Origin of the sequence: Devosia chinhatensis, assembly GCF_000969445.1 — a bacterium.
Classification (GTDB): domain Bacteria; phylum Pseudomonadota; class Alphaproteobacteria; order Rhizobiales; family Devosiaceae; genus Devosia; species Devosia chinhatensis.
Map to the genome: position 1 here is coordinate 1,793,241 of NZ_JZEY01000054.1, position 12,912 is coordinate 1,806,152.

10 protein-coding genes are annotated in these 12,912 nt (G+C 62.8%); 4 read left to right on the forward strand and 6 right to left on the reverse strand.

The features are described from left to right. The 6 genes from cckA to VE26_RS08770 form a co-directional block, all read right to left on the reverse strand. The gene (cckA, locus tag VE26_RS08745) at positions 1 to 2,568 is read right to left on the reverse strand and encodes a cell cycle histidine kinase CckA (protein WP_046104591.1); all 2,568 of its coding nucleotides are present in this window, start codon (positions 2,566 to 2,568) and stop codon (positions 1 to 3) included. 156 nt (positions 2,569 to 2,724) lie between these two features. Then, the gene (locus VE26_RS08750; protein ID WP_046104592.1) at positions 2,725 to 6,006 is read right to left on the reverse strand and encodes a tetratricopeptide repeat protein; all 3,282 of its coding nucleotides are present in this window, start codon (positions 6,004 to 6,006) and stop codon (positions 2,725 to 2,727) included. A gap of 206 nt (positions 6,007 to 6,212) precedes the next feature. Continuing rightward, positions 6,213 to 7,226 carry a MotE family protein gene (locus VE26_RS17110; protein WP_052715769.1) on the reverse strand — a complete coding sequence of 338 codons (1,014 nt, stop codon included), beginning with the start codon at positions 7,224 to 7,226 and terminating at the stop codon, positions 6,213 to 6,215. Then, a complete protein-coding gene (locus tag VE26_RS08760) occupies positions 7,223 to 7,651 on the reverse strand; it encodes a DUF6468 domain-containing protein (protein WP_160297824.1) in 429 nt (142 codons plus the stop codon). The genes VE26_RS17110 and VE26_RS08760 overlap by 4 nt, the downstream gene beginning before the upstream one ends. Then, entirely contained in the window at positions 7,651 to 8,838 is a 1,188-nt protein-coding gene (gene fliM / locus VE26_RS08765; protein ID WP_046104593.1) for a flagellar motor switch protein FliM, read from the reverse strand. Before fliM ends, VE26_RS08760 begins: the two co-directional genes overlap by 1 nt. Further along, positions 8,838 to 9,338, reverse strand: coding sequence for a flagellar basal body-associated FliL family protein (locus VE26_RS08770; RefSeq protein WP_052715771.1), 501 nt, complete (start codon positions 9,336 to 9,338; stop codon positions 8,838 to 8,840). Before VE26_RS08770 ends, fliM begins: the two co-directional genes overlap by 1 nt. Before the next feature lie 281 nt (positions 9,339 to 9,619). On the opposite strand from VE26_RS08770, the gene flgF reads away from it, so the two are divergent. Genes flgF through flgH form a run of 4 tightly spaced genes read left to right on the forward strand, consistent with a single transcriptional unit; the run spans position 9,620 to position 12,879 of the window. Then, positions 9,620 to 10,360: a flagellar basal-body rod protein FlgF gene (flgF, locus tag VE26_RS08775; RefSeq protein ID WP_425283837.1), complete on the forward strand. Its 741-nt coding sequence runs from the start codon at positions 9,620 to 9,622 to the stop codon at positions 10,358 to 10,360. 18 nt (positions 10,361 to 10,378) lie between these two features. Further along, positions 10,379 to 11,164, forward strand: coding sequence for a flagellar basal-body rod protein FlgG (flgG, locus tag VE26_RS08780; RefSeq protein ID WP_046104595.1), 786 nt, complete (start codon positions 10,379 to 10,381; stop codon positions 11,162 to 11,164). 13 nt (positions 11,165 to 11,177) lie between these two features. After that, a complete protein-coding gene (gene flgA, locus VE26_RS08785) occupies positions 11,178 to 12,125 on the forward strand; it encodes a flagellar basal body P-ring formation chaperone FlgA (protein ID WP_046104596.1) in 948 nt (315 codons plus the stop codon). Positions 12,126 to 12,141: 16 nt separating this feature from the next. After that, a complete protein-coding gene (flgH, locus tag VE26_RS08790; RefSeq protein WP_046104597.1) occupies positions 12,142 to 12,879 on the forward strand; it encodes a flagellar basal body L-ring protein FlgH in 738 nt (245 codons plus the stop codon). Positions 12,880 to 12,912 lie beyond the last annotated feature (33 nt).

The following is a 12,912-nucleotide window of genomic DNA, read 5'->3' on the forward strand; positions in this document are numbered from 1 at the left end:
CTATCCCTCCTTGTCCAGACGGCGCAGCACTTCCTTGACCTTGGAATTGATCTGGTCGAGCGAATAGGGCTTGGGCAGGAAGTCCACGCTCTGATCGTCCTCGATGTCGCGGCGCACGCTTTCCTCGGCATAGCCCGAAACGAAGATGATCTTGAGATTGGGCATCTTTTCCCGGATGACCTTGAGCATGGTCGGACCATCCATTTCGGGCATGACCACGTCGGAAATGATGAGGTCGACCTCGTAATCGAGGTCCTCGAGCACTTCGAGCGCCTCTTCGCCGCCATCGGCCTCGAAAACCTCGTAGCCGGTCGCCTTGAGGGCGCGCGCCGAGAAGGCGCGAACACTTTCCTCGTCCTCGACCAGGAGAATGCGTTCCTGTCCGGTCAGATCCTTTGCCGGAGCCGCAGCGACCGCTGCCTTAGCCGCCGTTTCCTCGGCAGTGGGCACATAGCGCGGCAGGAAAATCTTGAAGGTCGTGCCGACGCCCACCGTTGAAACCGGATAGATATAGCCCTCGGTCTGCTTGACGATGCCATAGACCGTGGAAAGCCCCAGGCCCGTTCCCTTGCCCAGTTCCTTGGTGGTGAAGAAGGGCTCGAAAATCTTCTCGAGCACTTCCGTGCTCATTCCGGTGCCGGTGTCCTCGACATCGATCAGCACATAATCGGCGGCGATCATGCCCTCGAACTTCATGCCCGCAGTGTCGGCCTCGGTGACATTGGAGGTGCGGATGGTGATCGAGCCGCCATTGGGCATGGCGTCGCGCGCATTGACCACAAGGTTGATGATGACCTGTTCGAGCTGAACCACGTCGGCGCGAACAGGCCAGATATTGCGGCCATGCTCGACCGAGAGCACGTTCTTGTCCCCGATCATCCGCTTGAGCAGCACCGTGAGGTCGTCGACGATCAGCGGCAATTCCAGCACCTGCGGCCGCAGGGTCTGGCGACGGGAGAACGCCAGCAATTGTCGGGTCAACCCGGCTGCGCGATTGGCGTTCTGCTTGATCTGCATGAGCTCGTTGAAGGAGGGATCACCCGGCTTGTGCTTGAGCAGCAGCAGGTCGGAGAAACCGATGATGGCAGTCAGCAGGTTGTTGAAGTCGTGCGCTACGCCGCCAGCAAGCTGGCCAACCGCCTGCATCTTCTGGCTCTGCGCGAACTGCGCTTCCAGCTTGCGCTGATCGGTCATGTCCAGGGCATAGACATTGACCTGCTCGGGGGAGCCTGCGCTTGTCTCGGAGGTCGAAATATAAAGGCGCACAGCGTGGTCGCCTTCGACACTCAGCAGGGCATCGACCGGTTCGACTTCCGTGCGCTGGGCAATGGCATCGGCGAGGGCGCGCCCCAGCTTGTCGCGGCTGGCCTCGCCCACCAATTCTTGCAGGGCCCGCATTTCGAGGCTCTTCTCTTCGCCCGACCAGCGGAAAATCCGTCCGAACGGAGCATTGGTGCGCATGATGCGCCCCTGGCCGTCGAGCGTCGCGATGGCGAAGGGCGTGTCGTTGAAAAAGCGGGAAAACCGGACTTCAGCGGCGCGCAATTCCTCTTCGCTGTCAGGCGCATTGGACATGTCCAGCACCAGAGTGCGCGTTTCGCCCAATTCTCCGTCCGCCAGGCGCGCTGCCCGATGCAAAAGGCGAACCGGCAGGGCCGTGCCATTGCGACGGACGAGGTCGATGTCGATGATCTCGGTACGGATTTCGCCATCGCCCCTGCCCCGCATGAGCAGGGAAGCGCCATCGCCGCGCACGATGTCCTTTAGGTCCAGCTGCCCTGAATTGAACTCGGCCAGATCGTAACCCAGCCAGTCGGCAAGGGTCGAATTGAGATATTGGATGCGGCCATGGGCATCGGCCGAGAAGAAACCCGAAGGCGAATGATCGAGATAGTCGATGGCGCGCTGCAGATCGCGAAATGCGGTCTCGTTGTTTTCGCGATCGCGCGTGATGTCCTCGATCGTCCAGCTGACCAGAGCCTTGCGCGTTTCATCTGTCTCGGGCAGCGGCCGCACGGCCACCCGGTACCAGAAGACTCGCCCCGCTTCGGCCTGCGATCCGCCAAGACCACCGGGCACGCGGATGTCTTCCATTGCATTGCGGCCATCCTTGGCCGCGCGTGACAACCGGTAGATGGCCTCCCCCGCATCGGCATGGCCGGCAAACAGGCGCGGAACGCCCACCGGGACGCCATTGTTCACCGCACCCGGAAAGTTGCCATAGTGCTGATTGACATAGGTGATCTTGCCCTCGCGGTCGGCAATCACCGTGCCGAAGGGAAGGCTATCCACCACCGCATTGCTGAGCGTGCGCCGGCTGTCGGTCGATGAAAAGCGGAACAGGCCTGCCACGAGGCCGAAGAGAAAGAAGACGCCCGCCACCGCGAGGATGCCGACAAAAGCCATAACGGCTTCGGGCGGGATGCGATCGCCGAACAGCGAAAAGGCCGTCGCGATCAGAACAAGACCCAGCCCGAGCAACACGACACGCCAGATGCCGGCAGCCCCCCGCCCTGCATCCATCACCGGTTCCGGGTAATTATCCTCGCCGAGCGGCGTCGATGCCATGGTCACTTGCTCCAAGAGGCAGAGGCCGTCCCGAATCGGGACATCGCCAAAGGTCTAGCAAATGCTTTGCCTGCATGGAAAGGCGAACCGGCTGTTCAACGCTGTAAGTGAGCATTGATCCCCAGGCCGGGGGCAGCGACTCGGGTGAGCGGACAATCAACGGGCTGCGGTCAGGGCCGGCGCGACCGGACCTGCATTTTCAGGAGCCAGCGCTCCGTTTCCGGCATAGGCCTCGCGATAGGAAGCGAGAAATGCCGTCAGGCTGTCTTGCGCTGCCACTTCGGCCGCGACCTTCTTGAATTCGAGGCTTGTGACTTCGATCGGCCCCGTCACGTAGTCGAACATCGGCCATTCGGGCGAATTGACCATCTGCTCGCCAAATTTGGATCGCAACCGCGAGAGGCCCATAGTGTCACCGGCCAGCACATAACCGACCGCAGCGCGGATGAGGGACATTCTGCCGAGACGGTCGAGAGCCTGTACCGAAGACTGGGTGGCATAGAGCGCCTCGATCATTTCCCCCGCCTCTCGATAGCGACCCGCCGTCCAATTGGCGTCGACCCGCATCAGGGCAACATCCTTGCCCTCGAGATTGCGAATGAGATCGAGCGCAAGCTGGTCACGGCCACGATCGATCATGGCCCGTGCTTCCAGAATGCGCCGCTGGCGTTCCAGCGATTGCGGAATGTCGGGCAACCGCGTGTCTTCCAGCACGCGTGCAGCATCCTGCGGCTTGTGGTCGGCCAGATAGATCACGGCAAGATCGGCAGCGAGCTGCGTTCGCGCCACGCCGCGCAGGCGATTGTCGAGTTGATATTGCAGCAGTTCGGCTGCTTGCGGCAGCAGGTCCATCCGCACCAGGCGGCGGGCCAGATTGCGGATCATCTCATCGCCACGCGCGCCGGAGGGTGTGAGTTGGCGGAAATCGTAATAGATACCGAGCGCCTCGACGGGACGGATGGAATCGGCCACCCCATTCAGGAAAAGATCGGCAAACATGGTTTGCGCCTGATCGCGCAAGGTGTTGACGGCGGGGCTATCGGGAAAGCCGGCGATGGCATCGCGAACGGTTTCAAAGCCATGCCGATAGTCGCCATTGCGGAAATAGAGCTGGGCGAGCAGCGTCTGCATTTCGGCCTCCAGCGCATCGCCACGCCACAGCATGGCTTCGGCGGCGAGCGTCTGGGTCGCTTTGTTGAGATCCAGCCTCTGTTCCTTGTCGAGCAGGAGCAGCGTCCGATAAACAGCCTCGGCTCGGGTCGGACGGACCTCGGCGGCAATGACCTGCCCATAGGTGTCCAGCGCCTCCTGCATATGGCCATTGGCCTCGTCGAGGCGCGCTTCGAGCAGGTGATAGCGAGAGGCATCCTCGACGCTCAGGCTGGCAAACTCGATCTGGTCGAGCAGCCGTTCGGCAAAGGCGGCATCGCCAGTTTCGAGCGCTGCCCGGCCCGCAGACAGACGAAACTCATTGCGCAGCCATTCCGGGTAAGACGGCAGGATGTCCTGAGCCTCGATCGCGTCGGCGCGAGCACCGGGAAAATCGCTTGCGGCGGTCCGGGCCAGGGATCGCCAGAACAGCGCATCGGTCTCGCGGTTGAGCGCGGCCGCATTGAGCGCCTGCATAGCTTCGCGAGGACGGCCTGCCATGACATTGGCGACCGCCTGCGTCATGCGCATCGGCTTGATGAGGTCTTCGGACTTGAGATCAGCCTCGAGCACACGCAAGACGCCCAGTGCCTCGAATGCCAAACGATTGCCGAGGTAGAACTGGGCAAGATCGAGCCGCGCCATATCGCGGTCTGCCCCCTCACCCGCGGACGCCGCCAATTCAAGTGCATCGCGCTTTTCCATGAGCTTGAGCGGATCGCGCTCTTCCAGTGCGGAAAGGTTGATGAAGCCCGCCCGGGCCGTCTGCTGGGCTTCGCTGCCCACATTGCGCGGCCCGTCTGCGGCGGACACGGTCAGCCCGCCCGTGTCTGCAATCACTGCAAGAGGATTTTCCACCGCCACGCGAAGCCCCGCCGACTTGGGCATGACCACAAGGCCATGGACGCTGCGCAGGGCCGTGAAGTCGACATAATCGAGCGTGCGGGTTAGCCCGCGCGCCGGCGGATAGGCCGTGACCACCTTGAGCATGTCGCCCACCAGCGGGTCGCGGAAATCATGCACACGACCCGGACGGGCAATATCAGCCACCATCTCGAACGAGCCCTCGATGTCCCGCCGCCGGCTCAGTGTCATCGGCTCGGTGGGACTGAGCATCATGTCGCCCAGGGACAGCACCCAAGCCATACCCTCCGAACCCAGCGTGGCCAGACGGTCCTGAGACAGATCGATACGCACGATCTGCGTATCGCCCGATGGAATGACGGCAAATTCGGACGCCAGGGCATCAAGGTCAGTCGAGGGAGCCGGAGACTGAATACCGGTCACCGTATCGAAAACCATCCAGACCGTATCGCCGCGCCGGAACACAGCGGCCGGCGTATCCTGCTCGAAGGGGAACACCACGCGCAAAGTGGAGCCCAGGACGTTGACGAAGGGCTTGATGGTTTCGGCGGCGGCCGGCTGAAGCGCCGCAATCGCGGGCCCTGCGCCATGTTCTGGTGCATCGGCTGCCGCGTGGGTCGTTTCGCTTTCGAGCGCAGCGCGGGTCAAGACCGGTAGGCCCTGCCCCTTGATGTCGATATCAAGCACATATTGGCTGGGAGAAATTTCATAGAACCGTGGCTCGACGCCCTCGGCAAAGACAAAGGTCGCGGCCGCGCCGTCCGGCGACAGGCCAGCCTGGGCCGACACCAATTCCTCGGGCAGGCCGGTAAGCAGCGCCGACATGTCCATCTCGACCGGCCATTCGAAGGTCGCGGCGCCAATATTGCCTTTCTTGCTGAACTGGGCGTCGGTGGGGATAGTCCAGTCGAACTGGACGCGCAGGAAGGTGGCGTTGCGGCCGACCCGCACATTGACGGCGGGCTCGAGCTCGGCGGCCATGCGGGCCTTGCGTTCACGCTCGGCATTGATCGCCGCCAGGCGCGCGCGCTCGGCCAGCTTGTCGATGACATCCTGCGGCAGCGGCGGCGGCATGCCTTGCCAGGTGGAGGGCATCAGGTCGATATAAAGCTGCTCGGCGGCCTCGATGCGGTTGAAGTTGAACCCGGCCTTGAGACCAATGCGAAGACCGCGGCCATCGGGATCAACCCTGGCGACGCTGAGATAATTGGGCATGGTGACGCCGACATCAGGCAGCACCACTTCGACCGGCTGATCGAAAACAATGGAGATGACGCCGTTCTCGACGCGGAAATCATGCTTGGGGAGTTCGTCAAGTTCAGGAAAGCTCAGGATCAGGCGGCCATATCCGTCCTGCTCGGCCGCAAAAAGCTGGCCCTTTTCCTGCGAAAAGGCAGGCGTCGCCAATGCCAGAAGACTGGTCATTGCCGCCGCGATCAGGGCAGTTCTTGCCCGTCGCAAAGCTGCGATACATGCGGTCTTCACCGGCTTTCTGCCCGCCCGACGCCATAATGCTGCACGTGTTGTGCCCAGGACTTCTGGCCCCCAGGCCTTAAAACGCGAGGTTTACACCAAGATGGCTCGACCCTAGCGAAGCGGGCTTAACGTCCCCCTAAGGGCATTGGCGGCATTTACTGGCCAACGATCTGCGGCAGTGCCGCCAGGGCGTCGGGTGTCATGCTGTCGAGCGGGTCGGCGTCTGCGGAAGCCATGCGCACCGTCAATTCCTGGGCGCGCGCGGTGCTCATCTCGGCAAGGATGGGCGCCATCTTGCGCGGGTTCATCATCTTGGAGACGCGGAACAGCACGTCCATGTCGAGATTGTCGAAAATCTTTGCCGCATCCTTGGGCTTCATGGTCTCGTACATGGAGACGATGCTGGCAAACTGGCCTTCTTCCATCTGCTTGCGCTGCTCGACCAGGGAGGCGATCTGATCCTCGATGGACTGCAGGGTCGCCTGCCGCTCTTCGATGCGCTTTTCGGCCGCGTCGACCAGCGAGGCACGCATGGCCAGTTCCTGCTCGTAGGTCTGCAGCTCGGTACGCCGGCTGGCCAGACGCTCGAGCAGCGCTTGCTCGGTGGCGCCATTATCACCGGCGCTCATGGGCACCATGCCTTCGGAGGTCACCAATTGCGGCAGGGCATCAGCGGGAGGCGGGCAATCGCCTGCAATCACCGTCAGCTGGCCGTCGGCTGCAGTCTGTTCGCCTTCACCCACTGGACGGGGAGCGCAGGCATTCTCGGCAGCGACAACATTGGTCACCTCGCCGCCATGCTCAGCCCCGGCGTGCGCCGCTTCGGGGTCGCTTGTATCTGAAGCCTCAGTCGCAGGAGCTTCGGCCGGGGCCCCATGCGCCCCCGCAGACGCGCCATGCCCGGCCGATGCCGCCTCGGCACCAAGCACCGGCGTGGTGTCGGTCACGGTCGGCGTCACGTCCGCCAGCGTCGGTTCGGACGGCAGCGAAACGGTCTCGCCCGGCGCCGCGGCAGGAGCCGCGCCGCCATGCCCGCCGCCACCCGCGGCTTCGGCTCGCGTCACCCCTGCAAGCACATAGCCGCCATTGGTGAGCAGGCCTGCGGTCTTGAGGACCAGCAGGGCTGCGACAGCCATGATGACGATGGGCAGGAGGCGAATGTTGTTCACGCCGCGGCTCCGCGGTTCCGCACACGTGACGACAATTGCTGCAGCGCCGACTGGACCTTGTTGGGCTCTTCGACCGGCTCGACGGCCTGGCTGTGGCGAGCCACGCTGGTGATGCGCGCAATGCGTTCCATCAGCACGGTACCGGCATTGACGTGGTTGGCAAGTTCGATGCCGAACCGCTCGGCTTCCTCGAGCCGCGCCGTCAGCGCCAAATCGGCCTCAACCGCGCTGGACTTGAGCTCTTTGATCGCCTGATTGGCCAGATTGGTGGCCCCGATCAGATCGGCGATCATCTGGCGCATCGCGTCCTTGTCCTGATGCAGGCGCTTGAGGCGCTGGTTGAGGACAATGCAATAGCCGATCGTCAAAGCCAGCAGCACAGCCACGGCGCCTTCGACAAAAATTCCCAGCGGCAGCCCGAACATCATCGTCCTTCCATCGTCTCGTCTATTGCCTCGAAGGCCGCCATGGTGACCTTGGGCGGATTGAGCGGGCGTGTGACCCGCACGGAAACATTCTTGCCGATATGGCCCATGATGGCCTCGGTAAGCTCGACATCGCCGCAGCGCAGCCGGATCGGGTCGGTGGGCGTGCGCTCGAACATCAAGGTATGCCCCGGCTCTAGGTTGAGCACCTTGGACAATGGCAGGTTCTGCTCGTGTAGCACCGCCTCGATCTCGACGTCGGCCTGATAGATTTCGGTGGCCAGATGACCTTCCCAGATGGGGTCGCGACCAAACTTTTCACCCATGAACATCTGCAGCAGCTGTTCGCGGATCGGCTCGATGGTCGCATAGGGCAGCAGAATTTCGATCTTCCCCCCGCGATCGTCCATTTCGATCCGCAACTCGATCAGGATGGCCGCATTGCCGGGTCTGGAAATGGCGGCGAAGCGCGGATTGGTCTCCATGCGCTCGAGCCGGAAATGAACCTGCGTCACCGGCTCGAAGGCACGATGGGTGTCTTCGAGGATAACCTCGATCATGCGCCGGGCCAGCGCCATCTCGATGGTCGTATAGGGCCGGCCCTCGACGCGGATATTGCCACCCACCCGGCGACCGCCGAGCAGCACGTCGATCATGGAATAGATGAGATTGGAATCGACCGTCAGAAGGCCGTAATTCTCCCATTCCTCGGCCTTGATGACCGAAAGGATCGCCGGCAGCGGAATGGAATTGAGATAGTCGCCGAAGCGGACCGAAGAAATCGAATCCATCGTCACCTCGACATTGTCGGAGGTGAAATTGCGCAGCGAGGTCGTCGCCAGCCGCACCAGCCGGTCGAAGACGATTTCGAGCATTGGCAGGCGTTCATAGGAGACCAGCGCCGAATTGATGAGCGCCTGGACGCCGCTGAGCTCGACATTGCCCGCAGCGCTGGCGTCGAATCCGAGCAGGCTGTCGATCTCGTCCTGGTTGAGGACGCGATCCGGCCCGCCGTCATCGCCTCCATCGCCGCCTTCGAGCATGGCGGCCCATTCCGCAGCCGCGGCTGCAGCGCGCTCTTCCTCCGACATTTCCGCATTTTCGGTGCTGTCCGGAGCGCCGGCAATGTCGAGGCTGTCAAGGCCCCAATCGTCGCTGAGCTTATCCTGGTCGCTGGGTCCGGGCATCACTGCACCAGGATTTCGCGGAAGAGGATGCTCTTCACGTGGCCAGGATAAATGGCGAGATTGACCCGCCGCAGCAATTCTTCCTTGAGCCGATAGATGCCGGCCGACCCTTCGAGGTCGCTGCGCCGCAATTCGCGCATATAGACCTGAAACGCATCGATCACCTTGGGCAGGCGCGGCTGGATCTCGGTCATCATGTGCTCGTCGGCCACTTCCAGCCCGACGGTGAGCTTCATGACGGAAGTGCGGTCATCCTCGGTGTTGAGATTCACCATCATGGGCGCGAGGTTGAAAATGAAGGTGTCGTGCGCCGCAGCCTGCTCGGCGCCATGCCCATCGGCAGCACCCTCTGCGGGAGCCGAGCCAGACGAGGACATGAAGAAGAAGAGGCCGCCGCCCGCAAGCAACAGCACAAGCACGGCGGCACCGATGATGATGAAGAGCTTGGGAATGCCCTTCTTCTCCGGCGCTTCCGTCGCGACTTCTGCTTCCGCAGCCATTGAATGCCCCATCAACCCAGCGATTCCGGACAATTCCGTCGTCTCGACCAGCTAAGGGCGAGTTGGTTAACGAATAGTTACCACCGAGCCCAAACCGGCAGTTTTTGCCGGGCAGCTTTTGCCGCCACACCAAGGGTTACCTCGACAGGCTTACAGCCAGGAGATTGCTAACCCACTGATTTTATTAAAATACCAGCCTTGGCATGGTTTCTGCAAAGTAAATGGCGAGGCGGCCGGCTTGGGGAAGCGGGTCACTTCGGGGATTGAATACGGGGATCGTCATGATCGGGAATGCACAACTCATCAGCTTGTCGCGGCAGATTGCGCTTCAGCGGCAGATGGATGTGGTGGCGCACAATGTCGCCAACATCAACACGACCGGTTTCAAGGCCGAGCAGATCCTGTTCGAGCAATACGAGATGCCCGTCGCCCGTGACCGCACCTTCCCCAATCTCGACCAGCCTCTGGCCTATGTACAGGACTGGGCAACGATCCACGATCTGTCCGGCGGCGCGATGGTCCAGACCGGCAACGAGCTCGACATTGCCCTGAACGGCAACGGCTTCCTGGCAGTGCAGACTCCGGCCGGCGAGCGCTGGACCCGCGCCGGCTCGCTGCAGATCGACAATGCCGGCACCCTGGTCGACCTCTCCGGCAATCCTGTTCTGGGTAATGGCGGCCCGATCCAGTTCGGCCCGGATGAAAGCGGCATCACCATCGCTCCCGATGGATCGATCGCCAGCAGCGCCGGCGCCAAGGGGCAATTGCGGATCGTCGAATTCGCCAATCCGCAGGCCTTGGTGCGCGAAGGCAGCAACCTGTTCTCCGGCGGCACGCCCGGCGCCAATGCCGGCACGCGCGTCATGCAGGGCCATATCGAGAAGTCCAACGTCTCGGGTGTTTCGGAAATGGCCGAACTGATCCGCGTGACCCGCGCCTATGAATCCATTGCCTCCCTGACGCAGAAGCAGGACGAGCTCCGTCGCTCGGCCATCCAGCGTCTCGGCGACACCAACGCCTGATCCTGAGGAGCCGAAGCCATGAAAGCCCTTTACATCGCATCGACCGGCATGAGCGCCCAGGAACGCAATGTCGAAGTCATTTCCAACAACATCGCCAACATGCGCACGACCGGCTACAAGCGCCAGCGTGCCGAATTCCAGGACCTGCTCTACCAGCAGATCACCCGCGCCGGTTCGCAGACCTCCGACCAGGGCACCATGGTGCCGGCCGGCCTCGAAATTGGTTCGGGCGTGCGCACCGTGGCCACCCCCCGCGTCATGAGCCAGGGCTCGGTGAACATGACCGAGCGTGAGCTGGACGTCGCCATCCGCGGCGAGGGCTTCTTCATGATCCAGCTGCCCGACGGCCGCACGGGCTATACCCGCGACGGCTCGTTCGAGCGCAGCGCCGACGGCACGCTGGTCAATTCCTCCGGCTATGTCGTGGACCCCGGTATCACCGTGCCTGGCGACGCCCGCGGCGTCTCGATTTCGCCCGAAGGCACCGTCGAAGCCTATATCGGCACCGATACCGCTCCGACCCAGCTTGGCCAACTGCAACTGGCCCGCTTCGTCAACAAGTCTGGCCTCGAATCCATGGGCGACAATCTGTTCCTGGAAACCGCCGCCAGCGGCCCGGCCCAGGTCAGCCTGCCCAATGCGGATGGCGCCGGCGACCTGCTGCAGAACTATCTCGAACTGGCCAACGTCAACTCGGTGACCGAAATCGCCGATCTGATCGCAGCCCAGCGCGCCTACGAAATGAACGCTCGCGTCATCTCCGGTGCCGACCAGATGATGCAGGCGACGAGCCAGCTGCGCTGATTAGGAGGACGACATGAAAGTGAACCGCTCCATCATCGCCCTCCTTGCTCTGGTGCTTTCCACCGGGAGCGCCCTGGCCAATCCCGTGCTCAAGTCGAGCGTCGTGGTGATCGAGCCGATCGTCACGGTCGGCGACATGTTCGAAAATGCCGGCACGCTGGCCGAGCAGCCGCTGTTCCGCGCGCCCCTGCCCGGCACCACCGGCAATGTCGACCTGACCGCGATCCAGGCGGCAACCAGCCGTATCGGGCTCGAGAGCTTCGAAGCCAATGGGCTGGCCATGGTCCGCGTCTCGAGGGCCTCAGCCCTGGTGGATCAAACCCTTCTGTCAGGCCTCATCGTCGAGGATTTGCGCAGCCGAGGCATCCTTGCCGGCGGCACCATGGCCGAGGTGCAGCTCTCCCGGCCACTCGATCCTATCCAGGCCGAAGCCCGGGACGTGCCGGCACAGCTCGATACCCTGCGCTACCTGCCCGGCAACGGCTCGTTCTCCGCACGCTTCATCGTCGCAGGTTTGGCCCAGCCGCTGGATCTGTCAGGCACGATCGCACTGAGCGTGGAAGCCGCCCATCTGGCCTCGAACCTGCCGGCCGGTACGGTGCTCCAACCTGATAATTTCGTGATGCGCCCCATCTCGCTTCAACAGGCCGATGCGCAGGGGATCGCGCCGCTCGAGCAATTGGTCGGCATGGCGCTCAACCGCCAGAGCCGCGAGGGCATGCTGGTGCGCCCCAGCGACGTCAGCGTGCCCCTGACCGTAGCCAAGAACGATCTGGTCACCATCTATTATCGCCAGGGTCCGATGACCCTCACCGTTCGTGGACAGGCCGTTACCGGCGCTGCCAAGGACACGCCGCTGCAGGTGCTGAACCTGATCTCCAAGCGCGTCATCACTGCCAAAGCAATCGCCCCGGGTGCCGTGGAAGTCACTTCCGCGCCGATGACCCTGGCCGGCCTCTAATTCGGGATCGACACCAATGAACCTCTTCAAGCTCGCCGCCATCCTGACCGTCGCCGCCAGTCTCGCCGGTTGCCAGACCATGGACCGCCTCGCCAATGTCGGCCAGGCCCCGGCGCTGAATGCGATCAACGATCCGACTGCCATGGCCGGCTACCAGCCCGTCCGCATGCCGATGCCCGAGCCCATCGCAGACACCTACCAGCCCAATTCGCTCTACCGCACCTCGGCCAAGGGCTTCTTCAAGGATGAGCGGGCCCACCGCATCGGCGACATCCTGACCGTGCTCGTTACCATCGACGACAGCGCCCAGATCAATAACCAGACCCAGCGCAATCGTACCTCCTCGAACTCCGCCGGCATGGGCGGGATCTTCGGCGCAGGTTTCACCAATGTGGTGGGCGCCAGCGTCGACCCTGCGGCCGCCATCGATTTCAATTCGGGTATGCGCGATGCCGGTACCGGCTCGGTCAATCGCAAGGAGAACCTCGAAACCACGGTCGCAGCGGTGGTCACTCAAGTGCTGCCCAACGGCAATCTGGTGATCGAAGGTCGCCAGGAAGTGCGCGTCAATTTCGAGGTCCGCGACATGATCGTCGCCGGCATCGTCCGCCCCTCCGATATCCAGGCCAATAACACGATCCAGTCCAGCAAGATCGCCGAAGCCCGCATTTCCTATGGTGGTCGCGGCCAGATCACGGACGTCCAGCAATCCCGCTACGGCCAGCAGGTGATGGACGCGATCCTCCCCTTCTGATTTCCCCCATCCGACAATGCCCTTCCCCGAGGG

Coding starts and splice junctions, on each gene's coding strand:
- flgF (WP_425283837.1), top strand. CDS start 9,620: ATGATCGGGAATGCACAACTCATCAGCTTGTCGCGGCAGATTGCGCTT.
- VE26_RS08770 (WP_052715771.1), bottom strand. CDS start 9,338: ATGGCTGCGGAAGCAGAAGTCGCGACGGAAGCGCCGGAGAAGAAGGGC.
- flgA (WP_046104596.1), top strand. CDS start 11,178: ATGAAAGTGAACCGCTCCATCATCGCCCTCCTTGCTCTGGTGCTTTCC.
- VE26_RS08760 (WP_160297824.1), bottom strand. CDS start 7,651: ATGTTCGGGCTGCCGCTGGGAATTTTTGTCGAAGGCGCCGTGGCTGTG.
- fliM (WP_046104593.1), bottom strand. CDS start 8,838: ATGCCCGGACCCAGCGACCAGGATAAGCTCAGCGACGATTGGGGCCTT.
- VE26_RS08750 (WP_046104592.1), bottom strand. CDS start 6,006: ATGACCAGTCTTCTGGCATTGGCGACGCCTGCCTTTTCGCAGGAAAAG.
- flgH (WP_046104597.1), top strand. CDS start 12,142: ATGAACCTCTTCAAGCTCGCCGCCATCCTGACCGTCGCCGCCAGTCTC.
- flgG (WP_046104595.1), top strand. CDS start 10,379: ATGAAAGCCCTTTACATCGCATCGACCGGCATGAGCGCCCAGGAACGC.
- cckA (WP_046104591.1), bottom strand. CDS start 2,568: ATGGCATCGACGCCGCTCGGCGAGGATAATTACCCGGAACCGGTGATG.